Origin of the sequence: Nostoc sp. KVJ20, assembly GCF_001712795.1 — a bacterium.
GTDB lineage: Bacteria > Cyanobacteriota > Cyanobacteriia > Cyanobacteriales > Nostocaceae > Nostoc.
Genome location: NZ_KV757658.1, coordinates 43,499 through 68,123, shown reverse-complemented (window position 1 = coordinate 68,123; position 24,625 = coordinate 43,499). Strand labels below are relative to the sequence as shown.

The following is a 24,625-nucleotide window of genomic DNA, read 5'->3' as shown; positions in this document are numbered from 1 at the left end:
AGAATTAGAACTAGCAGTGAGTAAGTGCAAGCTTGCTGGTTGGAAAGTCAGTAATGTCACCAAACTTACTAATAAAATGCTTGAAATTAAACCCCAGCGAACAAGGAGATAAATATGGCAATTGAAACTATTGCTTCATACAGATTTATTCCTGGTAAAGATAGTCACATAACAACTTATGGCGCACCTGAAGAACAAACAGTTGCAATACACAATTCAAGCACAACATCTGTGTCACTGACTTTCACAACTGAAAATACATCTGTTCTTAGACAAATCATCATCAATCTTCAGCAAATCTATCAGACACTTTTAAATACCAAAACTGGAATTATTCACGAAGACACTTACATGAACAACTTTACCGAATTAAAGAAAGAGTGCATTGAGAACAGCACTGCGAGAGGGTTTACCTCCACAAGCGATTGCGAGGTTTTCTCGATTAAAGATTCTAAAGTTTAAATGATGAAAACTATATCCAAATAGCGAAAAATTAATAAATATTTCAAGTCGTCATTTATAACAGACGACTTTTATTTTTTACAACGGCTTTTTGCTTGACGCATTAAAGATTGATTTCAATTAATTAAAGTTATGGCAAGAAATCAAACAAAGCCTACTAATTCTGCTATTGAAGAAAGCGCAGCGTCCGAGTCAGAACCCCCTCAACAAACCGTTCAGAATGGGGCAAACATACAAAAGCGTAAATCAGCTATTTCTAAATTTGCAAATCCTGAGTACAATGCGCCGATTAGCAATATCTGCATCTGCCAAGTCATCAACCACATGGAAGCAGAAAAAGTTGGGTTGTTTATAAAAGATAAGTATTTAGCAGCAATTAACTGGCAAGGACAAGAACCAACACACAAGCACACCTTCTCCAGTGGCACACCAGAAATGGGAGTGTTGTTGCAATCGCCCAGAATGCACATTCTTGATGTTTCTCCCAGATATATTGAACAGCGCGATGATGGCAAAATTGTGGGGGTGTACGAATCACCTGATGGGTACGAAATGTACCAAGCACTCGGCAAAGATGCCGCAGTATTGAGACGATTCTACTTGTTGCAACTTGTCGATGAAAATAATAACAACCTGCACTCAGTACCAATTGTCTTGTCAATCAAAGGCGTTGCATCATCAAAATTTGGCGAGGCTTACAAACAGTTCCAACGCGAACTAGAGGTTGCATTCGCCCGATTTACTGATACAACTGTCGCTGAAAAACGTGCAGAGTTTCATCGCCTTGGTGCATTTCAACCCACCTTCACACCATCCCTTGAACCGAAAGAAGCAGTTAACCAAAGAGATAAATCCTGGGTAGCAGTTGTCACTTCCTACAAATCACCAAACCCCGATGGGAGCGATTTTCTCGAATTCTTCTCAGAGGCCAAAGAAATCGATATCCAAACAACGATGCAGGCAAATCCCGAATTCTCTCACCGCATCGGTAAAACATCAACCGTTGTAGCAGAACATAACCGCTTGATAGGTGCAGCCGATATGCCAATAGCAGCACTTCCTCCTAGTACAGAAGGTCATGATTATACAGCATACAGTACTGAGATGAAACAACTGCCTTACTAAAACAAACTACCTCATCTAAGCAAAAAGGGTGCTAGAAATAGCGCCCGTTAAGAAATCATCCATTAAAAACCAAGTAACAAATGAAACTAACAATTGAACAATCTAAACTCGCAGAAATTCTAGAAACCGCTTACCTCGCAATCAGTCCTAAACCCACTGACCCAATTTTAGGAAATATCTTACTGATTGCAGACGAAGACGGGATAGTATCAGCAACAGGTACAAACCTTAACCTCACAATTCATACTACAACCACCGCTAATGTCGAAATTTCAGGTCAGGTAGCACTTCCTGCCAAACTACTAACTGATACTGTTAGTAATGTCAGAGGCGAAATTACCCTAGAAGTAGAAAATCAAGCCTGCATAATTACTCACAATAGCGGTAAGTGCCGACTAATTGGCGGAAAATGTGACGAGTTCCCAACACTTCCCAAGGGAGAAAACCCGACGGAGATAAACTTAAGTGCCAAGAAACTCCAAGCTGCACTTGAAGGGACGCTCTATTGCGCCAGCAGCGACGAAACAAAGTTGGTTTTAACTGGTGTCAACTTCAAAATTGATACCAACAAGTGGCAAGCTGCTAGTACAAATAGTCACAAATTAGCGCTAGTAACAGGAACACTCGATAGTGAATATTCAGACCCAATCAACTTCACTGTTCCAGGTAAGTCACTTGGCGAGTTAAACAAAATTCTCTCTCAAAGCGCCGATACGAGCGTCTGCAATATTCTTCTATCAGATAGAACTATCGAGTTTAGCCTTCCTAATACAAAGCTCATTTCCCGGCTTCTGGAGGGAGAATATCCCAAAATCAATAGCTTGATTCCCCGGTCGTTTAAGTATGAATTTACATTAGAGCGCAAGGGATTTGAGAGCGCGCTGAAGCGGGTAAGTTATCTAGCCGAACGCAAGCAAAAGGTTGTCAAAATCCTCTGGGAATTGGAAGCTACACAGGCAACACTATACACTGAAGCTACTGATATTGGGGATGCAGTTGACTCGGTACTGATGAAATCGGTAACTAGTAATTCAGAAAACATCAGTATTGGATTAAACATCGACTACCTTATCGAAGGATTAAAGCATATCAGTACCGATGAAATCGTGGTGCGGTGCAACAAACCCACGCAACCAGTCATTGTCTGCCCAATGGGAGGACTGCTCAATCAGTTGTATCTGGTAATGCCTGTAGAAATCAAGCAGGGGTTTGAAAAGGTAAATAGCCAAAGTACAAAGGCAAAAGTTAGCACTCAAAGTGAGCCTGGTACTGAAGAAGTAACAGAAGTTAGCACTCAAACTGAGTCTGGCACTGAAGAAGTAACAAATGTGGCACAGGCAATAGACGATAGTGAAACTCCTCAAATAGAAACGCCATCTGTGGTAGCGAAAGATACTACCAAAGGTAAGTCAACTTTACGATCGCCACGAACGAAAAAAGAAGCAGCGACTGCCTAAAAAATCAAACTTCCTACCAACCACACTGGTAGGAAGTAAATAAAACACTCGTTTATCATCAAAATTATGTACCAACCACTACATCTCAAATACCGTCCCCAGACCCTTAGTGAAGTAATCGGGCAGGAACATATCGTCCGCACTCTCATAAATGCGATACTCCCAGGAGGGAGTCACTCCGCGATGGCGCAACGCCCGCCTTCTCCTAAAGGAGACGCGCAAGGGACGGCGATCGCACTCCAGAAGATTGCACCCGCCTACCTATTTAACGGCCCCAAAGGCACGGGCAAGACTAGCACCGCCCGCATCATGGCTAAATCCCTCAACTGTCAGTCAACCCAGGAGCCAACAACCAAGCCCTGCGGAAAATGCAACTCATGCAAGGGAATTACAGCCTCTTCTTCCCTGGATGTAACTGAGTTAGATGCTGCCAGCAATAGCGGGGTAGAAACAATCCGCGAGTTAATTTCCACTACCCAGTTTGCACCAGTTGAGGGAAGGTACAAAATTTTCATTATTGATGAATGTCATGCCCTAAGCAGTCAATCGTGGCAAGCACTCCTCAAGACAATTGAAAATCCACCCCGTCATGTAGTTTTCATCTTCTGCACAACTGAAATACACAAGGTTCCTGAAACTATCATCTCGCGCTGTCAAAAGTTTGATTTTAGGAGAGTAGGACTAGAAACACTTGTTCAGTATTTATCAAAAGTTGCCCAGAATGAAAACATCAACATTAACGCACCTGGTATTTGGGCGATCGTCAAGTCTTGTGGAGGTTTTATTCGCAACTGTCTTGTATTGCTCGATCAATTGAGCAACCTGGGAGTAGATGAAATCACACCAAATTGGGTTTGGGAATTATCAGGTGTCGTTCCCGAACATGACCTACTTACCCTAACCGAAAATCTTGCTAAAGGAGACGTAACAGCTAACTTACAAATCCTCCAAGACTTAATTGAGTATGGCAAAAACCCATTCGTCATATACTCAAGTTTAACTGGGTTTCTCAAAGACCTGTTAGTGGCTAAAACTGCTCCTGATAATAGACAAATTACTCAACTGGAGGAAGACACTTGGCAGGAACTCGTTACTATTTCTCAGATGTGGGAACTAACCCAGATTCAGGCAAGTATTGCTCTATTAATGTCAAGACAACAGTTAATGCGTGACTCGGAGGCAGCTAAACTTTGGTTGGAAGCGACACTCATTGAGTTAACCAATATCAAAGAAGAAAAACAACCTTGGACTAATTGGAAAACAATCCAAGATGCTATAAATTGGGGTAAGGAACAACTCCCACATTTATCTCAATCTGAACTCGAAAGGCACTGGAACAATCTTACTCCCATTAAAGGTAAAAAAGCACCTGCATGGGTACAACTGGTACAAGAGCTTCAGATGAAGTCTCAATTACAAACTGCCTAATTCAAATGTTCGTCACTTTGTAAAAACACTTACTTTCCCCAATAATAACTTTGGGGAAAGATTTTTCCAGGCTTATTCAAAAATTACATTAAATATAATACACTTGCATCTACAGCAATATCTACCTTGTGCAGTAAGCCTCAATATTAATAAAGACTGCCCTGACTGGGAAGCAAAAAATTAAGATATCAAGTAATACCACAACAAAATTTAACAACTGGCATTCTGGAAGTATCTGATTAAAATTATGCCAGTTGCAGCAATTAGCCTTCGTACAGGACTTGAATTACCAGCAGTGATCGCAGATTTCGATACGTATATTGACGAATTACCGCGATGCTCCAAATGTTTTGGCGAATTATGCCTTGCCAAAGGTGAAAAAGGCAACCATTATGGAGACATTTTCCAGGCGTAGGAAATGAATGTCCCGATAAATCAGAAATTAGCGGAGTTATCTATTCCCATCCTAAAACCTTAGATCGTAAACAAACCCTTGCACTATTTAAAAAACGTTTTCTCGAAATTTTAGATATAGCCATTAATGGCACACTTACTATCGATGGACTATTCGCCACCAGACAGCTATCAGAACAGATCAAGGGAAGTTCAGTTCAATGCAGTAATGGAATAGCGCATTTTAACGACTGCCTGCTAGAGATTGACAGACTTAGAAAAAACCTTGACTGTATTTTAGCATTTTAGCGGTTGCCTCTAGCTGTGCCAAAAATTTATACAGTAATGACTCAATTAATGAATGGAAAGTACCAGAAGCAGAAAAAATCCAAATGCTAGAAATAACAATTGCTTACAAACAAACTCATGAGCGATGTGTAGATGAAGCGTGCAAATATATATACAGCAATGGTAGGCAAGACCTTCTCAAAGAATTAGTAGCATTTGCATGGCTGGAATACAATTCAAAGCTTAAAAACACTTACAACCAATTAAAAGTACGCGAATTTCCAGTATGGCTGCTTACAGCAACAACATCAATATTAGCAGCAGTACCCTGGTACAGAATTATGACCGCACTATTAGAAGAAAAAGAACCACATACGCAGCCGCTTTCAATATTCGCACTTCCTAATAATCTAGACATAATTTTTGAGGTATTTTTATCATCAAAAAAACCACAAACTAAACCACAAGTATTCATGCCAAAAAAGAGTAATTAATTTTGGAGATTATGAATTATAACCACCGAGATTTTATTACCAAATCTGGTAATAAGATTATCGTTGATGAGGAAAGACTCGACATATTCTGGTCAGATACTACCCCAATACCTGAGTGGCATCCCACAGTAAATATTCCGACCTACGGGGCACTCAAAACTCTGGTAGTCGATATTGAGACGGCAGGGATAAACCCAAGAGAAAATCGTATCTATGCAATTGGCTGTATGAGGGAGATAGGAGAGATTGCCATCTTTATGGATCAAGCCGAAAGCAAAATCCTTTTGGAGTTTTTCAAACACCTAGAAGCAAGCAAACCAGAAGTAATTTACACCTATAATGGAACAGAATTTGACCTACCGTTTCTCATCACCCGCTGCGAGTTACATGGCATTTCTCATCCATTTAGAATTGCATCTAAGAAGCGCACTATCCGAACTGCCCAAGTACGTGGTGAACCACTGGAAATTCGGGAGGTATTCATTCGCAACTGCCTACACGTAGATATCTTTATCTGCGTTCTCAGGTGGGATTTTGTCGCCAAGGAACTTACTAACGGGCGATCGCTTAAACAGGTGGTACTGGAAATGGGATTGCGTAAGCAAGCGCGACTGGTTCTCCCCTATGAAGAAATTCTCGCCTGCTGGAAAGCCGGTTCTGGTAGTAGGGGATGGCAGAAAATCAAGGATTACCTTATTTACGACTTGGAAGATACGCAACTCATAGCTAACAGACTTGTACCCTCATACCACTATGAAGCACTGGTTGTACCGGGAATGAACCTCCAGCAGTTAGCCCTCGCTGGTAACGGCACCAAGTGGAAGCAAATATTCTCGCATCACTATCCAGGATACAAACCCAAACCCGACCGTAAGTATAAATTTCAAGGGGGGATAGCCTACTCTATTCCAGGACTATATAAAAAGGTTGGGTACATCGATATCAGTTCTATGTACCCCAAAACCATATTGTCGAAAGGGATTGTCTCTCGTAAGGATACAAAGCGAATCGGCTTGAGCATCTTACAATATTTGGTAGATGAAAAATCAAGGTTGGAACAAGTTGCCAGCACTGGAGACATTGTTGCCAAGGAAAAAAGAGAATCCACCAAAGTTTTAGCTAATTCTCAGTTTGGGTTCTTCGGAACATCGGAACTCGCCTTCAACGATATGGAAGCAGCCGCCTTAGTAACAGCTTACGGTCGGCGCACCCTACAATTCATGATTGAGGTAATCAATAATGCTGGTGCAACCCCTGTAGAAGTTGATACTGACGGGGTGTTCTTTACTCACCCCAACCCAGAAAAAGTATATGCCACACTTCAGTCTCAATTACCCAAAGAGATAACTGTCAAATTAGAGTTTATTGCCAAGGCAATGTTTATTCCGCAAAGGGGAACTAAGAACTATCTGTTATGGTTGAAAGATAACTTGATTATCCGCAAAGGTAGTTGGAGAAACCGTTCTCGCTCAAAACTAGAGAAAGAATTCCCTGTTGAATATCTAACCTACTTAATCCAAAACCAATCTACGGCAGAGGAATATTTCAGAGAAGTAAAATCGCAGATTTTATCAGGGAAATACCCGATAGAAAAACTCTCCATTACTCGCAAAATTCGTATTGGGGAAAAAGAACTTCTTAAATTAGGAAAACCTGGAGATGTAGTAATTTACTATTACGGCATCAGAGGTATTACTAATATCAGCACTAATGAGAGCTATTCACGTCAATACTATCTTGACCTTATCGAAAAAAGGCGAGAAGAAATCCTCAAAATAGCCGATCCTGAAATACTACAAAATAATAAACATCAGTTATCTCTTTTCTAGATGAATAAACTTGATATTTAACCTAAGAACTGAAAATAATAAATATCAAGTCTTTTTTCAATTCATGAATTCTCAACATTTTGTAAATAATGACAAATACTTACAAGTAAATCGGCTTCCAATAAAGTATTCTCAGGCATTCACACAAAAAAATATGTCATCAAAATCAGATTAGTAAACACAGTATCAGTCATTAATTAACTGATTAAGTTCGTTAATTTATTGATGTACTAATGGAGATATTATTCTTAAATTGGGAAGGTAATTAATGAAAAATAAATCCTCATATCGCAAGCCCAGGCTTAATAAAAAACAAAGGGCTTGGGTGAACTCATTCCTTTCATCTCATCCTAATGCCAGAGTTAGAAGTATCTATGAATTAGATGGCGATCGCGTTGTTGAAATTGAGTGGTGGGAAAATACAAACCGAATAATATTAGACCCAAAAACCTACATTCAAGGAATTATCAGCTACAAGATGCGGGTCAAACTAAGGAAATTTGGCGATGCAAGAAAAACAGCCGAGTTCTCGTACCGGATCACCCCGCCAGAAAAACGAACTGCATCATGGCACTTAACAGGTCAACTTTCTCTAGAACTTCCCCAGTGTTACGAAGTTGCAGACCCAAACAACCCAGTTATCGTTAAACCAAAAAGGAGGAATACTAAAACCAAGAAAGTTAAAAAATTAATTCAGCACACTCTTCCTCTATCAGGAATTAGTGCCCAACTTCATACTATAAACATCGAAGATGGTGGTGTTCCTTTATCGGAACAAGAACTATTACTAGAAAGGGTATCACACCTAAATTTAGATACTGGTAAAGAGACTAAACTTCCAGGAGCTATAGTCAAAATTCTTTCCAAGAAAAAAGCTAGCTTAAAGGAGTGGGAAACAGCTATTGCGCTATATGAGGTAACTGGTTCTAGTGGAGTAATAGAATATCTCCAACAATTGGATTCTTGGCGGAAATATTTGGGTACTCAACCAGTAGAAAATACTGTTGAGAAAGTCTCAAATCATAAGTCAGTACAGCCAATACAAAATTAAGTGTAAGTATTTGCTGATTGCTATATTTTGCTAGGGGCTACATAACAAACACTAAGGATATAGAAAGAGTTAACACTAACTCTTCTTTTTTTAAACCACCGCTTATGACTAACGTCTGATAAATAAATGTTTATCTAATCTATCATGACTGTATACCTATACTACGGCGAAGATAGCTACTCACTCAATCAAAGAATTGATTATTTAGTGAATCAAAATGTTCATGCGGAATGGAGAGCTTTCAATTACGTTAAGCTATCTGGAAATGAGAAAAATATTGCTACCAAAGTCTTTACCGAGGTTATGGCTTTGCCCTTTGGAGAAGGTAACAAAATTATTCATACAGACAGCGACTCTCTAATTGGAAGTTTATCAAATGAAGATAATAACCAACAACTTGAAAATTACCTTTCCCGAATACCTTCAAGCAACCTTCTATTAATTACTGGTAATAAAAAGCCAGATTCGCGCAGAACAGTAGTAAAAACTATTCTAAAATATGCCCAACAAGAAGAGTTTCCTCTCGTCCCAAGTTGGGATAAAAAGGGGATAGTTAACTTGATAGGAAAATATGCAGCCATCCATCAAGTTAAACTCACTCCAGATGTCACTGATTACCTAGCTGAAGCAATTGGCAATAACACTGCACGAGCCGATAGCGAATTCGCTAAACTTGCTGTTTATAAAAGTGGAAAAATAATCTCTGTTGAGGAAGTCAAACAGCTTGTTGAGAATCATAATACTGACTACATAAAGCTTACCATTGCTATGTTAAGAAACCATCCCAGTTTAGCAATATTGCAAGTATCTAAACTACTAAATAATAATGAACACCCGCTCAAAATAGTAGCAACACTTACCTCTATTTTTCGCACTTGGTTAATAACCAAAGCTGGGGTAGAAACTAAATTATCTGATACTAAGATTGCAGAAATAGGCGAACTTAAAAACCCCAAAAGATTGTATTACCTCAAAGAGGAAGTCAAGTTTGTAGGCGTTCAAAAGCTTAAACACAGTCTTACTTTACTTGTACAACTCGAAGCCGAACTCAAAAGCGGAGTTGACAACCTAACCAGTCGAATTGCTGAAATTTCTACGATATGAAAAACAACCCATTTACAGGAATCACCGGACAGCATACCGCCAAACTTCTGCTGACTGAAGCAATCGAACAGAATAAAATTGCTCCTGCATACCTATTTAGCAGTCAAGTTGAGGGAGTAGGGAAAGGAAAAACTGCTCTGGCGATCGCAAATGCGATACTCCCAAGAGAGAGTCGCTCCGCGATCGCAGGAGAAAATAAACATCTAGACATCTTACAAATCAAACCAACCCATCTCGAAAACGCCTCCCAGCAGAAAGGTATACCTGCTATTCGAGTAGAACAGGTGCGCGAGGTAATTGAATTTCTGTCAACTAGTGCAGTCAAGGCCAAGCAAAAGGTGGTCATTATCCACGAAGCAGATATGCTCAACCCTACCGCCGCCAACAAACTTCTCAAGACGCTGGAAGAACCGAAAACTGGAACATTTATCCTGATCTCGTCCTATCCTCAAAAGCTATTACCTACTATCAAGAGTAGGTGTCAAATCATACCTTTCCAAAGGTTAACTGATGAGGAGGTTATCTCTGTTCTGAAAGACCAACAAATCGAGGTAACAGAAAAAATACTAGCTATCAGTTCAGGCAGTCCTGGTCAAGCGATCGCCAACATCACAATGTTAGCTTCCATCTCAAAAGAAATCACAAGTCAACTGGAAGTGCCTCCTGACGATATTCTCAACGCACTCAGTTTGAGTAACTCCATCTCAAGCTGGAATCACGAGACACAATTATGGCTGCTTACCTACCTGCAACACGACTGGTGGCAGAAATTAAAAAACACTCAATTGCTAGCTAAATTTACTCAAGCAAGGAAGCAATTGCTGCATCACGTTACTCCTAGAAGCGTTTGGGATAACCTACTTCTGCCATAGCAAAACACACCCATTATCAAAAAGCACTGCCAGTTAGAAATATTTCTAGCTGGCAGTATTTATTTACACATAAAGAATATGAACCAGCAGCAAAGCTTATTCGATGTCGAAGAAACCATCCGTAACAGCAAAAGCCAAAAAGCTAGCGAAATTCTTACTCCTAGCACTAGAAAGATGCTTCAGCTACTAACCAGCCAAGGGATTAACAAAGCTGTAACAGCCAGTCTACTTGATCTAGCAGGAGCAAGTCGTGAAATTGTTCAATACATCGTCGGGCCAATTGTAACTCAGCAAAACGGCTGGCAACAGTCAATTCCATCCTGGGTAGGAAAAGCGATCGCAGTCGATAGATTAGATGCAGCGTTACAAGAGATAGACAAGGGTGAAGTAGGTAAACTCGCCTCTAGCAGCGAAGTTGTTGCACTTATGATGCCAATTGCTTTTGAAGTGCCACTATCATCTGAATGGACGGATGTTTACCTCTGGGCAAGTTATGATGCCCTGGTAAGGCACAGACCTTTTGAGAATTTCAAATACGATAAACTGTGGGACAAGATTGGTACAACCCCAATTCAGTATGACAAAATCCGCTCTGATTATGAAACCCTAGCTGCTGATATCCGTTCCCGTATAGTCAAACACGCGGTGAAAGAAGGTTGGGGTAAAAGGTCGTCGAATAAGAACAAACACCCTGTTACAGCAACTTCAACTGAAAGTAATACTAAGATGGAGCAATTGTCACTGTTCTCATAACTAATTGTTAGTACTTTTTTCAACACTCTTCCCAAAGTCCTTCCTCTCCTTCTCTGTGAGAGGAGGTAGCTCTTCTTTATAATAAAAATTACCTAATTTCTGACACTGATTAATATAAATTCGTCTTGCTGAATCACTCGCTCTCAAGTCCTGACGTAAAAGTAATTTAAACGATTTTTCACGCTCTTTCAATTCCTTCACTGCCACAAGCATTTCTTGTGATATGGCAGGATTTTCATAAGTAGAAGAAAGTTCCTCACTTGATGAATAAACCTTTAGTTTATTGCCAGCAGGTTGAGTTAGAAGTCGCTGAGTATTATACGAACGCCACAGACCCAGTTTCTCGCGCCGTAATGACTCAATTTCAACCTCGCCAACTCGGTCTGGAGTACTGGGCCGCACGTAGACAAAACAACCTTTATCAGCTGCTACAGTCAAACTCACTTTCACACCATTACCATCAAAATAGAACAAGTCAATTAAGTCGTTCTCTGCATTAACTTCTCCAAGCTTCTCTTTATTCGATAAATCAGGCAACGCTTCTGGATTTAGCGATGGCGTAGCATTATTAACATTAGCTGAGGATAATGATGGGGTAGGTGAAGAATTTGATTCTATAGCCGAGACTTTATCTTCTTTTTCTGGAGATGAACATCCAACGAGTAAGAGTAACAATCCTATAAATAAGTATTTATTCATAAATATAAATTTGTATTTGTAAACCAACAATAAAATATTAATTATTGCTTCCCATTTAACCGACCTGTTTGATAAAAATCACGCAGACTAGGGAAAGCTTTTTCTAAAAGCCAGTTGCGCCCAACTTCTGATTCAGGAATATTATAAGCAGCCATATAAAAACCACTTCTGTAAGCAGCTACACCCAAACAAGCTTGTAAGCTGGATATGGCCCGCGAAGAAGCTGGAATAGCCATCAAATCTTGCAGATGACTGGGATGATAATTTTGTCCTACCAGCATGAAATAAACCAATGTATGAACCAACCGGGATAGGACAACTGTTCGGTCTTGCCAACGTTCTAAATGAGACTCGATACAGAAGTAATCAGGTAAATCAGACATCTGAGATTCATCATCAAGGAATAAATCGCTTTGGCTTTCGATAAAACTAGAATCTAGACCTATAAACTGTTTGAGAAAAACAAGCGTTTTTCCCCAACGTTCGTGCCCCTCAGTTTCAGCAGAAAACGCACCTTCTGAATACTGCGAACCGTACTTCTGTTGCAGTTGGGTAACAGCCTCTTGATTGATATCACCCTGCCAATCAGATTCAGTAATAAACTCTTTTAAAATCTCTTGTAAATAGATGGGTGAAAACTCACTAATCTCTGGAGATTGATCATCAAAATCGTCTTCATAAGTATCAATAATAAATTTATCTAACTCGATTTCTAGCTCTTGCTTTCTATTAACTGGTAGTAATGATTTAGCATCTTCTAACGATAGAGGAAAATCTAAATAAGGATGACCTTTGGCTAAGTAAGAATCACCCAAATCTGCTAAACTTTCAAGCGCGATAGTCCGGGCAAAATACTCATCTTGTGGATGCACGCATACTCGGTCTAATTCCTTATCCACTAGCATCATGGTAGTTGCCAGTAGGGCAAACCATGACGCATCGTGCAAACAAGTCGGTAAATCAGCAATTAAATCTACTAACTTTAGTTCTAGAATTTCTCCCCAAACGCCTATCCTAGTTGTATTTGAAACATCACAAAAATGCTCTACATCTTCTCCAACAGATGTTTCTCCTAACCAGGTAAGATTTTCTACCCGCAAAGAAGATGAGTAGTCAGAAGTCAGCTGGTTTTGGCTATCCTCATCGGACTGTATCCATATCAAAGCCAAAAGCATTAGCTTACAAATACTTACTCGCTTCAGGAGAAGATATTCAGGCATAAGTCATTACTTATAATTTTTTAAATACAGACCACATTAATTGCGATACCACCATAACACAGGGTAACTTGTCGTTCCTTAGTAAAAACCACAATTTTACGATAAACAAGGACAAAAAATAACTGATAAGTATGAATAAAAAAGAACGTGATTTAAATAAAACAACTCGTCAAAATAATAAATCCTGAAAGAACTAATGCTGACGCAGCAATAAGAGAAGTATATAAATCCTCGTGTTATGAACTATATCAACAAAGTCATGCTGGTTGGCAGATGCGGACAAGAACCAGAACTCAAATATTTCGAGTCTGGCGCAGTTAAGGCTTCAATGTCTATTGCAGTAAGACCACCCTACAGAAGTGAACAAGCGCTTTGGTTTGATTTAGTCGCCTGGGGAAATCAAGCAGAAGTGATTGGAAATTACGTTCGTAAAGGAACCCAAATTGCAATTACTGGCGAGTTTGGATTTGATCGTTGGGCAGATAAAAATTCTGGCACTATGCGGCAAAAACCCGTAATTACAATTAACGCCATTGAATTGTTAGGTTCACCCCGTAAGGAAGAATCTACATCCACTTCTGCACCAAACGAAACACAGACTGTAGCTAACGCAAATTTCTAGGAAATTACAAATCGCCTATGGACTATAAATCGTAGGCGATAAACCATCTAATCAATCTACAAATAAAACGAACATGATTCATAATACTGCAACTATCAATCTTAAGTCAGTGAACACTACCCACGACAAAGAAGGTTCCTTGATTGCCTTTGGGATCGCCGAATTCTACTACCGTTCCAAGGAAGGAGTAGTTGCTGACGAGATGCCATTCCGTTCCAAGGGCGCACCCGCCGTCGTTATTAACGAACAAGGGGAAGGTGTACACGGCACAGCAGAAGGATATCTCGATTTGCTAGTTGATAACAGAGGTGATTACAAAGAAAAGATTGCCACATTCGTAATCAGAAACTTTATGTCAGCACAACCCATCAACGAACTCACCCAGGTTAGTAAAACCCCTCACTCGCCAGAAACTCCCGATTTTGCCAAAGAACTACTCGAAGATAACGTTACTTCGACAGATGAAGACCTAGATCAAGAACCTCCGTTCTAGACCCAATTAACTAAATAATGCTAGTACATACAGGGTTACTTGTTAGTACTGGCGTTATTTTTTTATAAAAATCCAGAATAAAAATCTACTGTTTGGTAAAATCGCTTACATCAACTCATCTTATATAGTACATAAATACTGAAAAACTTACACAAGAGCTAAATTTAAAACTTTTTTGACATAATTACCCCACGAGTTGGGAATTACCGTTGCCAACTTCATCTGACGGTTATAATTCAAAATCGAGAATGAATGTTTCGCCATCAGGATCTTCTAGTTTTTGGTCTGTAGATGGCTGGGGAATTGGCTGCTGGAGTCTGTTTTCGTTAGTAGTAAGCGGCGTGAAAGCTACTTGTTGTGTGGCTAATCCAGCCTTTATGAAAACAAAATAGCAATCAATAATAAAATAAAGCGTCTCCAGATAACTTTTACCTAGTTGTTGGGATTCTGCAAATATGCGTTCTCGGTAGTTTTCTTTGAGCCGAATTTTTACCGGAGCTAAGTCTTGTTTATCTGTCATTGTTATAACTTCACTTTCCAGATGTGTTTGGTTAATTCTTGCTCGTAATGGTTTTTGCCATTTCTAGAAGCCCAAAGACATTAGCTTCCACTGGATTATCCAGTATTTTGAAGCCATTCTTTTCTAACAACTTTTTAAATCCAGGTAAGAGGCAGCCTCCACCTATCGCCCAGATTTCGTCCCCTTGGTGCTTAGCATCAAGTGTCAGATTCACCACTTTCTTCAAGTATTTTTCATACCAATCTTTCAAACAAGCACTGTATATATCTTTGATATCGATGTCACGGCTGTACTTGGTATGTCCCATTTCCAGACAAAATCGAATCTTGGATGCATCCCCAATTTTTCCCCCATTTAGATGTTTCATTTTTTGGGAAATATCATCAATGAGAACTTCTACACCAATGGGGTAGGCGGTGTGAACTTCTCGTTTCCCCTGGTTGTAACGAGAATACAGAGTCGTGCCATTGCCAAAATCTAAAATAGTTAATTTTTTCGGTAGTTGATGCCCAAATAATGCACCCATCCCCTCTAGCACAACTTTCAGCACTTCTACTTTCACATCTGATTGTTTGCCAGCAAGTATTGGCTGATATTCTCCACTAAGTACTTTTTGCAATTCGTTCGCCAGACCAACATCATGTAAGCTGACAACTAATTTTAAGTGCCAAGCCTTACGGTGTGGCAGATGTGCCAATGCACCCAATAAAGTCAACAACGCATTATTGACTTTGTTTTCATTGTTATCGGTGTTTCGGTCAAAATGATAACCTGTACGGAAAGCTGATTCTCCGACTGTGTAAGCACTACCGTTAAAAACTACCCGTCCGGGTACATCTTCCATGTCGGCTGTGGAAATATAGCTGGGAACACGAACTACTTCAAAACCATCGACTAAAAGTTTTAGGCTTCCATAACCGTTATCAAAGCCAGCAGGAAAAATTTTTTGCAAGGCGTGAATATTTGACATAGGGATCAAGTCAATACGTTTTGATTTGTGAAAGTTATCTGTTCAGATTATCTAGGGGAGCAGGAAAGCAGGGGAGAGAAGAATAACTTGCTATGAGTCTTTCTCCAGAACTCTGCCCCTTCCCTCTCTAACCTCAAGAGCTTATCATACCCCTTGGGGGCTAAGTGGGGTACAAAATATCAGATAACTAAATGTACCCTATAAAGCCCCCATAAAGCCCCCATGTAGGTGTCAAATTCTCATCGAAGTCCTAATCTATTTTTGGGGTACACATAGCCCCCATATAGCCCCCATCAGAATTTTTGAAATCTTTTCTATGAACGTAGTAGAAATTAACTTATAAAAAAATAGAGAAGAAGGAATAGAAAACTTTAGTTGTGGTCTAAAGCCCACTTAAAAAAATATTTATTTCGACACGCATAGCGCGAAATACAAAGCGCAGAGGCGGAGTGTCTCCGCCTCCGCTCCTTGCTTAAATCCCACGTTTCAAAACGTGGGTTCCCTACACTCTCTGAAATGGTTGACTGTTTGATTTATACTCTACCGTCAATATCTTTGTTATAAGGGAAATACCGAAAACCCTTGAGAAACAGCAACACAGTTGCGTTTTTCGTACTTCTCCCAAGGGGAGACGCTGCGCGAACAGGCAAAGGATGAAGGCTAAAAAAGGCGTTTACGCCTGAGCCAATATATAGTACAATTGAACTCAACAGGAACGGTAATTAACCTGTATAAAAACCCAACTGCCTAACGGCAATCTGCACCTTGACAACTGAAGATATGGGGTTCTATTCCATAGTTCTAGCTCCTTTCCAGGAATAGGTAAAATCTTCATGGAGACTAGACAATCAGAATTTAAATCAAGTAAATTTTTGGACTAATCCGACTACCGAGGGGCACTCGGAAAGTTAACGCTTGGGGAGAGAACCACCTCTGGATTAGATACCGCAAGGGGTCTAATTTAAGTGGACTCGCTGAACCAAGAATCTCCGTGGCTTCAGCCCGGAGAGTGTCAATAAATTAGCTTCCCGCCCCACAAGATGTCTAGCCTTAGCTCTCATACAGATGGAATTTATCTACGAGAAATTGGACGCTTTGCGAGGCTATTGCCAGAGTAAAAGATTATCTACACAAGACTTGTAAGGTCAATGCAAAACTTGATAAGCAAAACAATTCTCAAGTGCAACGACTAGAGCGTTCCCCAACAAGGGCTGAACTAGCTGCCGAGGTAAATGAAACAGAAGCACAGTTAACCCAAATTCAAAAGCTTGGTCAACTGGCTAAACAAAAAATGATTCCCACTAACCGGAGGTTGGCGGTTGCGGTAGCTAAAAAATGTCGCTGGAGTAACCTGGAATTTCTGGATCTGGCTATTGTAGAAAGCGCTTCTCCCGTACTCAGTTTAATAGCAGTTTGCTCAGAGTTGGGGCATTGAACTTTAACTTGGATAATTGAAGATCGTCCATTATATTCTCCAACTACAGGCTCACCCGTAAACTCACAAAGTATCCCCTCTTGGCAGTGTCAGCATTCAAATATAATTCGGCTCACTGCTTTGTCGCAGTCTAGAAATCTCACATGCTGAAACCGTTCGGCTGATAATTCTGGTTTGACTCTGCGGGATTCAGGCGAAAGCCATTTGGGTAGTTTAGATAAGCACTTATAGATTACATGGACATCTCCGATTCAGTGAACTAAGTCGGACGAGATAGTATTAGTCCAACTTTTTCCGAATCTCTTTTGCCTTAGCTTCTAATACAGCCAATAAATCTCTCAGTTGCTCTTGCTGGATATCTTCGACCTTAGTTGCTGAGACATCTCGAATTAGAGAACTGATTTGGGGACTTGGTTTAGGTTTTGTTTCAGGAGCATGTTGAGCAATAGTTTGGGCAACTAGAAAACGAGTTTGAGCGACTGTTAGCCTTTCTTGCAAAACTTGTGATGTAACATCTTGTCGGATTTTAAGAGCTTTAGTTTCTTCAACTTTTAAATTTTTGGAATTTAGTTTTTGGAGTGATCGGGCATGGTTTGCACCAAGTCCTGATTGTCTAATCGCAATTTTTAAGTCTTCTGAAAGCCGTAAGCAAGGAAAGACATTTGCATCTACTGATGCTGGATTTTGTTGAAAACGTAATAACAACAAAAGAATACTTTGTTCTATTTCGTCTAAATTAAATGCTTTAATACCTTCTGACTGCTCTTTTCTAGTTAAAATAACCAATTCAGTTAATTGGGGCAAAAGTTTTTTTGCGTTTAATCTAGCTATTGCTCTCCTAAGTGCTCTAACTACTTCTTCCTGTTCAAATTCCAAAGCTAACTTAGCCTGTTGAATCAAACCTTCGGCTAAATCTAGCTCATTCAAGCTTTCTCGGTGAAGACTAGTTAATAAAGTGCGTGCATGTAATTCCTCTTCAGAAAGTTCTTTCTGAAGCATCACTGCATCAAGTGTTTCAATTTCTGGCTGTAACTCTTCTGCAACTGATCTCCATCTTCGTTCTCCATCAAAAATGAGATTTCCCGGTAGTAAAATAATTGGCTGTTGTTGACCTTCCTCTCTAATGGAAACAGCCATACTCCGAATACTATCCGAAGTAAATGTTTGCCTTGCTTGTTTCGGATTGGGTTTTATTTCACTATGGTGAATTTTAAAAATTCCAGATGCTTTCAAATGTTCTCGTAGGTCTTCAATAGTTTGATTGAGAACTGTACGTTCTTCTTCAGCAAGCTTTCCCTGTGCTTGTTCATCTTTTAATCTTGTAATCTCTGCTTGTAAATCTTCTACTCGTTCTTCAAGCTCAAATATCTGTTGTGAATCAGCAGCAGAAGCAAACATTCCAAGTACACTCGGTTTGTTTAATTTTGTCATCGCTTAACCTCTTATTAGCTTAAGTTCTTGAACTAGTGCATCAACAATTGGCAGAAAATCTCCTCTTGCCTCTTTACCTGGTCTGTAAATTCCCAGAGGTAGCCCTCTACCAGAAGCATTAAGAATATCAGCTGATTCTCGAATTGGGCTAAAATACTGAATTTCCAAATTTTTACAGACTAGGGGAAGTTCCTCAACAATACTTCTATGCGCTCCCCAATCACTTTTCCAACGAGTAGGAACTATACCTAATATTTTTGGAGTCGGTTTCAATCTCAACCGCTTGCAGTTGAAATAGTACCACTCAATCATCGCCGCAGCACTTTGAGAAGCCTTGTATTCAGGTTGAATTGGAATTAACACGTGGCTAGAAGCTGCAAGAGCAGTCAGTGGTAAAGGCTCCAATGTTGCAGGGCAATCGATAATTACAAAATCGTGAGATAAGGGATAATCACTCAACCGATCTGCAAGAGTATAAGCTCCACGCAGATCCTTTGAAACTTCCCGAATTGTTTCGTGTAATTCTTTTCCGCCTTTACAAACTTGAATTTTGTCAATCTTACCTTGCCAAGCTGTAACTAAAGGCCAGTTCCCATTAAAGTCTGGATGGTAAACATTAGCCATTGTTCCCTGAGTTTTAAATTCTCCTAATCCGCAAAATAATGTCAATGATTCGTTAGGATCGATGTCTAATAGTGCCACTGAATAGCCACGAACACCCAATTCATACGCAAGATTGTATGAAATAGTACTTTTCGCCACTCCTCCAGCGTTTGTCTCAATAGAAAGGGTCAAATTGGCAGGCATAATTTTTTCTCTTTCTTGATTACTATATTTCCGACTCCCAGTCATGAGATAACGTTATATCAGTTTGGGCGAAGAATTTTGAGATAATGTTATATCATTTTTCTGATTTCTCTAACAAGGATTGCTATCAACACAGAGGTTGACTGCAAGTAATATCGACCTAGCTACACAGATTGCCTATTGTGGAATTGTACACAAAAAGAAATATACCCCGTCCAAGAGATATTCACTCAGCACTTGCTCAATCTAATAGTTCCGTAGGAAAGCATTATTGCCTTTGTGCAAGCTGGTTATTGAGTATAAAAACCAACGGCATAATTCTAATGTGATTTCAACCTTTAAAGCTGTGTCAACCAGCAGCTATTAATGCGACTTTTTTGAGCTTATTGAGAATAAAAATCTTCTGTTGACATAATATAACCACCTTGCCATGAAGATTCTACGCTGAACAACAGTCTTTGTTCAAAGTGTACTCGATTGAAGCGGGATAACAATATTCTCTATCTACCTGATGTCATTATAGAAAGGGGCGCTGCCAACAAGGAATTATTTTCAATCCCCTAGAACTAGCTATTCTCACCTAACCACGAGTAATCGGCTCATTCATGCAGTGGTTATTGAGAAGTTACGTAAAAAGCATCCCAGAAGTGTAGTTGCAGTCCTTGTAACTACACTACTTTTTCTGAGCTAATCAAACATTCTCGTTCACAGCAATAAAGGTACTAGGTCGCTCACAAGGCGTAAAATTATACTTACGTTTAACTTCTTCATCTGTACTACCTTCAGCGGATTTAGTTAGCAGTACAACCTCAGAGCGAGTATAACCAGTCAACTCATCAAACTGAGTAATCATATATTGGTAGAGCGCCCAGACATCCGCCATCCGATTGCCAATACCAGAAGACATCTCATCAGGTATAAAAATATTACCGTGCCAAGATACCTTAATCCCCTCTTTCTGGAAGTAAGCGTCTATTTCTGGACGAATATAATCCGCAGTCCCTCCGCAAAACACCAGTTCTTCAATATCCTCATCCATTTTCGAGCGTAACCACCTGACGATCGCACGCCAATATTCGTCTCTAGCAAGCAATAAAGCCTTGGACATCGACTCGCCATCAAGTTGAATTTCATCACCTTTGCGCTTGCGTGAGAGTTTCTGCATCACCTGGGAGTCACAACTAACTCCAGCTTCTACCAACACCTGAATAATATTGGGATTATCAGGGCTTAGTCCCGATGTCTTGGAAGTAAAATTATTCACCAGCCAAGACATACCAAAATTGCTGGTTATTCCCGCACCAATTGAACCACTGCGAAAGGTGAAAATACTTGCGTTGCGATAACCAAGCATCACATACATAGAAGCAGGCATATTATTGCCAAGCGATCGCCTACGGTGAAAAAATATCCCACTACCCTCAGAAGCTGCATCATAACGAAGCATTTTTACCCGCATCTTACCTGCTGGTGTATCAAATCCTCGAAACGCATCCTTCAACCGAACTTGTAACTGTTCTTTGTCTTGCACTTCACCGGGCGGTAGCAGGATGCTCAAGTAAGCTGCAACATCATTACCCAGGTTCAACTTCTCCTTAGCCAGCCAAAATGCACCACAAATTTTAGGGACTGCTAGTTCGTACTTTAGCTCCTTCAGCTGCGATATACCCCCAAATCGACGACGGGCAAGCTCTCCCAAGGCGCAATACTCATCGCCTATTCCTACCCAAGTACGAGATTCAGGACTACCTTCTTGTTGAACGCTCTCAATCGAAGCTTTAGCAATATCTGCTACTTCTGAGTCGAAAAGTAAAACAACAGGCTTTCCCTCTGGATACTCTTGAACGATCGCTTTGGTTTTACTTGCACCCATGTCAATCGTAATTACTACCTTTTTTACGTCTATTTTCTCCTTAGTTTTAGGCATATCTTTATCTTTTATTACCTTTTACTATCGTTCCCAATTTAACCGAAATGGGAAAAATACTGTGGTGGAAAACACTTTCTTTACAGGGTTTAACAGCTTTTTTACATACAAAGTGCGTAGAGAAAAAACTATTATGGCGATGTTCTTCGATGGCGCTACAGCATTCATACTCAACTCCATTGAGTCACTGGTTGAAAAAGTTTACTTCACTGGGGTTAAACTCACTCATCTTGCAATGGAGGAGGTTGAAAAACATCTTCAACGTCTTCCAAATCTTAAGAAGTGGTTTGTTGAAATCTCCGGTAAATCAGCGTAGCTGTTGGATCATTCTTTTTTAGTCATTGGTTACTCCTTTCTTACATATTGGGACAGGTTGGCATATCATCTCCAACGAGTAGCCTTGCAAGACTGGGCAATGCCTCACCGTAAGTTGGGTGAATGTGAACCGATTGTTCGAGTACCTGCCACGTTGCTTTAGCTTCCATAAGTGACAAAAAGACATGCACGAGTTCAGCCGTTTCGTACCCAACCAGCGTTGCTCCTAAAATCGAATTCGTCTGGGTGTTGATGACCATACGGTAGAAGCCTAGATCGTGCCCCCATTCAATGCTGCGAGCGATATGAGCCATCGGCAGGGTGACTTCGCGGGCAGTAATGCCCTGTTTCTGAGCCTGCTCTAGCGTCATCCCTACCCGGCCCACTTGTGGCTCGGTGTAGACGGCATAGCCTAACACCCGATCGTTGCGTGTCCGGTGTTCGCCACACAGAATGGCTTTCAAGCGACGATAGTCTTCCCAAGAAACATGGGTAAAAGCAGGCTGCTTGGCAGCGTCCCCGATCGCATAAATTCCAGCACAAGTAGTCTGAAAGCGATCGTCGATTTTAATAAAACCCTGTGCATCTAATTCAACGCCTGTCACAGCAGAATTTAATGCCTGAGTATTCGGTTTGCGCCCGATCGCAATGAGCAATGCTTCTCCATCCAGCACTTCACCATTGTTCAGCGTAAGGGTAAATACACCGTTGGTATAAGCAACCTGCTGAACAGTCACATTGAAATGCAATCCAATTCCGTCTTGCTCAAAGGCATCAGCAAGCACAGCACTGACATCAGATTCTTCTTGAGCCAGCAAGCGATCGCCCCGCACAATCAATTTGGTTTGGCTCCCTAAACGCGCCATTCCCTGCCCTAACTCCAGGGCAATATAGCCCCCGCCGACTACGAGCAAATGGGGTGGAATCTGCTGCAAATCAAAGAAATTTCGGTTGGTGAGATAAGGCGTTCCAGCTAAACCGGGAAAGTCAGGAATAGTAGAGGATGTTCCTGTGTTGATAACAACGATCGGAGCCTTTACAGTCACACCTCCTCCGCTTACCGTTCGTTCTCCGGTGAAAGCGGCTTCAGCACAGACAACTCTAACCCCTGCACTCTCTAATCGTCGCTTAGTACCTTGGTTAAACTGGCTGCGAATACTACGTACACGCTCCATCACCGCAGGAAAATCTACTTCAACCTGTGCGTGTATGCCTAGCTTTGCGGCTTGCCCTGCGCGACCTGCGGCATGGGCAGCGGCTAGAAAGGCTTTAGAAGGAGTACAGCCATAGTTTATGCAACTGCCGCCCAACGCATCGCGCTCAAATAGAACGACGTTTCGACCTGATGATGCAAAGTCAGCCGCGAGTGGAACTCCGCCCTGACCACTTCCAATCACAATTACATCTGCTGTTTCCATTGTTACCTCTTTTGATAGCTGAGTTAAAAATACTTTATTGAGCCAGACCTACGATTTCTTTACAACTAACGCAGTGACCTGAACGCCGCGCGGATCTCCTCAGAGAAAAGCTGCGGCTGTTCCCATGCCGGGAAGTGGCCGCCCTGATCAGCCTCATGGAAGTAGCTCAGGTTGCGATAGGCGCGTCGGGCCCATGTCTCTGGAGCGCGATATAACTCCTCCGGAAATACCGTGATGGCCACCGGGAGCGAGATATCGGCGGTCTTCTGCGCGATCGCGTTCAAGAGACTGGTGTTCTTGTTCTCCCAGTACAGCCGAGCTGACGAGACCGCACTGTTCGTTAGCCAGTACAGCGTAATGTCGTCCAGCACCTCGTCTTTCGTCGGGGACTTTTCGGAATTGCCACCTCTGTACGTCCACTGCGCGAAGCCTGGATGCCCGAGCATCCATGCCGCGAGTCCGATTGGCGAGTCCGTCAGACCGTACCCGACTACCTGCGGTCGCGTACCCATCACCGCGGCGTAGGCTCGTTTGTTCTTTAATGCGTCGAGTGAGTCGAACGCCGCGCGTTCCTTCTCGGAGAGACCCGCAGGCGCAGACCCGCCGTCGGCGAGCAACGCAGCCACGTCGGGTGGTATCGTCGCCGGCAAGTTGATGTGGATACCAAGTAATCCTGCCGGTGCTTGGCGCGCCATCGCGCTGGAGATGGGGGACCCCCAGTCGCCGCCCTGGGCGACATAGCGGGTGTACCCGAGGCGCTTCATCAGCTCCGCCCAGGCACGGGCGATTCGGTCGGGGTCCCAACCTGTACCCGTAGGCTTGCCAGAGAAGCCGAAGCCGGGAATCGACGGGATTACCAGGTCGAAGGCATCCTCCGGGCGCCCCCCGTAGGCCGTCGGGTCGCTCAGCGGGTCAATGATCTTTAGCTGTTCAAATACCGATCCGGGCCATCCGTGCGTGACGAGCAACGGCAAAGCATTAGGATTTTTGGAGCGAACGTGAATAAAGTGAATGTCCAGTCCGTCGATGTTCGTTACAAACTGCGGTAAGGCATTCAGCTTCGCCTCGGCTTTCCGCCAGTCGTACTTCGTTCCCCAGTAACGGACGAGTTCCTTCATTGTCACTAGTTGCACGCCCTGCGACTGGTCGGCGACAGTCTCCTTGTCAGGCCAGCGGGTTGCCACAATGCGCCTGCGGAGATCGACGATCGCCTCTTGCGGGACGTGGACCCGGAAGGGGCGGATTGCGTTGTTTTCGGTCGCGTAGGCGTAGCCCGTCGTAGACATCGCCTTGGCTGCGACCTGGGTTTGTGCGCCGATCGGGGTGGATTGCTGTGCAAGCAGGCGAGCGGGCGGTGCCAGAAATACCGTTACCGCCAAGAGCGCGACGAGGAATCGCGAGAGCAGGACTAAGGCACCTGCGGTGCGGGCTTTGATTTTATAATGTACTTTTTTCAGTTTGGTCATGATGTTTTCTTCTTGCTGCAAATTGTCTGTTTCACGACTCAGGCTA

At 41.8% G+C, this 24,625-nt stretch carries 24 protein-coding genes; 15 read left to right on the top strand and 9 right to left on the bottom strand.

Going from position 1 to position 24,625, the window contains the following annotated elements; all coding sequences use genetic code 11:
• Positions 1–114 precede the first annotated feature (114 nt).
• The 11 genes from A4S05_RS24015 (at position 115) to A4S05_RS23970 (ending at position 11,256) form a co-directional block, all read left to right on the top strand.
• Positions 115–462, top strand: a complete 348-nt coding sequence (locus tag A4S05_RS24015) for a hypothetical protein (RefSeq protein ID WP_069072297.1) — start codon at positions 115–117, stop codon at positions 460–462.
• 132 nt (positions 463–594) lie between these two features.
• Positions 595–1,587 carry a DUF5895 domain-containing protein gene (locus A4S05_RS24010; protein WP_084227239.1) on the top strand — a complete coding sequence of 331 codons (993 nt, stop codon included), beginning with the start codon at positions 595–597 and terminating at the stop codon, positions 1,585–1,587.
• Between the two features lie 80 nt (positions 1,588–1,667).
• A complete protein-coding gene (gene dnaN / locus A4S05_RS24005) occupies positions 1,668–3,044 on the top strand; it encodes a DNA polymerase III subunit beta (protein ID WP_069072296.1) in 1,377 nt (458 codons plus the stop codon).
• A 66-nt stretch (positions 3,045–3,110) separates the two neighbouring features.
• The gene (dnaX, locus tag A4S05_RS24000; protein ID WP_069072295.1) at positions 3,111–4,472 is read left to right on the top strand and encodes a DNA polymerase III subunit gamma/tau; all 1,362 of its coding nucleotides are present in this window, start codon (positions 3,111–3,113) and stop codon (positions 4,470–4,472) included.
• Between the two features lie 247 nt (positions 4,473–4,719).
• Positions 4,720–4,887 (top strand): hypothetical protein, encoded by a 168-nt coding sequence (locus tag A4S05_RS41940; RefSeq protein WP_176727083.1) that lies wholly within the window; start codon positions 4,720–4,722, stop codon positions 4,885–4,887.
• Between the two features lie 370 nt (positions 4,888–5,257).
• Entirely contained in the window at positions 5,258–5,647 is a 390-nt protein-coding gene (locus A4S05_RS23995; RefSeq protein WP_069072294.1) for a hypothetical protein, read from the top strand.
• An 11-nt stretch (positions 5,648–5,658) separates the two neighbouring features.
• Positions 5,659–7,476 carry a 3'-5' exonuclease gene (locus A4S05_RS23990; protein ID WP_069072293.1) on the top strand — a complete coding sequence of 606 codons (1,818 nt, stop codon included), beginning with the start codon at positions 5,659–5,661 and terminating at the stop codon, positions 7,474–7,476.
• A 268-nt stretch (positions 7,477–7,744) separates the two neighbouring features.
• A complete protein-coding gene (locus A4S05_RS23985) occupies positions 7,745–8,527 on the top strand; it encodes a hypothetical protein (RefSeq protein WP_069072292.1) in 783 nt (260 codons plus the stop codon).
• Positions 8,528–8,671: 144 nt separating this feature from the next.
• On the top strand, positions 8,672–9,631 hold the full coding sequence (gene holA, locus A4S05_RS23980; protein WP_069072291.1) for a DNA polymerase III subunit delta: 960 nt from the start codon (positions 8,672–8,674) through the stop codon (positions 9,629–9,631).
• Positions 9,628–10,503: an AAA family ATPase gene (locus tag A4S05_RS23975; protein ID WP_069072290.1), complete on the top strand. Its 876-nt coding sequence runs from the start codon at positions 9,628–9,630 to the stop codon at positions 10,501–10,503. The genes holA and A4S05_RS23975 overlap by 4 nt, the downstream gene beginning before the upstream one ends.
• Before the next feature lie 78 nt (positions 10,504–10,581).
• Positions 10,582–11,256, top strand: coding sequence for a hypothetical protein (locus A4S05_RS23970; protein WP_069072289.1), 675 nt, complete (start codon positions 10,582–10,584; stop codon positions 11,254–11,256).
• Here the strand turns inward: A4S05_RS23970 and A4S05_RS23965 are convergent, their stop codons facing one another.
• Positions 11,257–11,955 (bottom strand): hypothetical protein, encoded by a 699-nt coding sequence (locus A4S05_RS23965; protein ID WP_069072288.1) that lies wholly within the window; start codon positions 11,953–11,955, stop codon positions 11,257–11,259.
• A 41-nt stretch (positions 11,956–11,996) separates the two neighbouring features.
• Entirely contained in the window at positions 11,997–13,175 is a 1,179-nt protein-coding gene (locus tag A4S05_RS23960; RefSeq protein ID WP_069072287.1) for a hypothetical protein, read from the bottom strand.
• A gap of 238 nt (positions 13,176–13,413) precedes the next feature.
• Between A4S05_RS23960 and ssb the strand changes: the two genes are divergently transcribed.
• Both ssb and A4S05_RS23950 read left to right on the top strand, forming a co-directional pair.
• Positions 13,414–13,797 carry a single-stranded DNA-binding protein gene (ssb, locus tag A4S05_RS23955; protein WP_069072286.1) on the top strand — a complete coding sequence of 128 codons (384 nt, stop codon included), beginning with the start codon at positions 13,414–13,416 and terminating at the stop codon, positions 13,795–13,797.
• A gap of 73 nt (positions 13,798–13,870) precedes the next feature.
• Complete coding sequence (locus A4S05_RS23950; protein ID WP_029631539.1) at positions 13,871–14,290, top strand: hypothetical protein; 420 nt, start codon at positions 13,871–13,873, stop codon at positions 14,288–14,290.
• Positions 14,291–14,519: 229 nt separating this feature from the next.
• On the opposite strand, the gene A4S05_RS23945 is transcribed toward A4S05_RS23950, so the two are convergent.
• Both A4S05_RS23945 and A4S05_RS23940 read right to left on the bottom strand, forming a co-directional pair.
• Entirely contained in the window at positions 14,520–14,810 is a 291-nt protein-coding gene (locus tag A4S05_RS23945; RefSeq protein ID WP_069072285.1) for a hypothetical protein, read from the bottom strand.
• 31 nt (positions 14,811–14,841) lie between these two features.
• Positions 14,842–15,780: a ParM/StbA family protein gene (locus tag A4S05_RS23940; RefSeq protein ID WP_069072284.1), complete on the bottom strand. Its 939-nt coding sequence runs from the start codon at positions 15,778–15,780 to the stop codon at positions 14,842–14,844.
• Between the two features lie 1,180 nt (positions 15,781–16,960).
• Here A4S05_RS23940 and A4S05_RS23935 point away from each other — a divergent pair.
• On the top strand, positions 16,961–17,215 hold the full coding sequence (locus A4S05_RS23935; protein WP_069072283.1) for a hypothetical protein: 255 nt from the start codon (positions 16,961–16,963) through the stop codon (positions 17,213–17,215).
• Between the two features lie 279 nt (positions 17,216–17,494).
• Here A4S05_RS23935 and A4S05_RS23930 read toward each other — a convergent pair whose 3' ends face one another.
• The 3 genes from A4S05_RS23930 to A4S05_RS23920 all read right to left on the bottom strand — a co-directional run bounded on the left by A4S05_RS23930 (position 17,495) and on the right by A4S05_RS23920 (position 21,380).
• Entirely contained in the window at positions 17,495–18,646 is a 1,152-nt protein-coding gene (locus A4S05_RS23930) for a ParB/RepB/Spo0J family partition protein (RefSeq protein WP_069072282.1), read from the bottom strand.
• Positions 18,647–18,649: 3 nt separating this feature from the next.
• Positions 18,650–19,453: a ParA family protein gene (locus A4S05_RS23925; RefSeq protein WP_069072450.1), complete on the bottom strand. Its 804-nt coding sequence runs from the start codon at positions 19,451–19,453 to the stop codon at positions 18,650–18,652.
• Positions 19,454–20,144: 691 nt separating this feature from the next.
• Positions 20,145–21,380 (bottom strand): ParM/StbA family protein, encoded by a 1,236-nt coding sequence (locus A4S05_RS23920; RefSeq protein ID WP_069072281.1) that lies wholly within the window; start codon positions 21,378–21,380, stop codon positions 20,145–20,147.
• A gap of 61 nt (positions 21,381–21,441) precedes the next feature.
• Here A4S05_RS23920 and A4S05_RS41935 point away from each other — a divergent pair, with 61 nt between their 5' ends.
• Entirely contained in the window at positions 21,442–21,696 is a 255-nt protein-coding gene (locus A4S05_RS41935) for a hypothetical protein (RefSeq protein WP_069072280.1), read from the top strand.
• Positions 21,697–21,736: 40 nt separating this feature from the next.
• On the opposite strand, the gene A4S05_RS23910 is transcribed toward A4S05_RS41935, so the two are convergent.
• On the bottom strand, positions 21,737–23,113 hold the full coding sequence (locus A4S05_RS23910) for a dihydrolipoyl dehydrogenase family protein (protein ID WP_069072279.1): 1,377 nt from the start codon (positions 23,111–23,113) through the stop codon (positions 21,737–21,739).
• Positions 23,114–23,178: 65 nt separating this feature from the next.
• Positions 23,179–24,600, bottom strand: coding sequence for an epoxide hydrolase family protein (locus A4S05_RS23905; protein WP_218107976.1), 1,422 nt, complete (start codon positions 24,598–24,600; stop codon positions 23,179–23,181).
• Between the last annotated feature and the right edge of the window lie 25 nt (positions 24,601–24,625).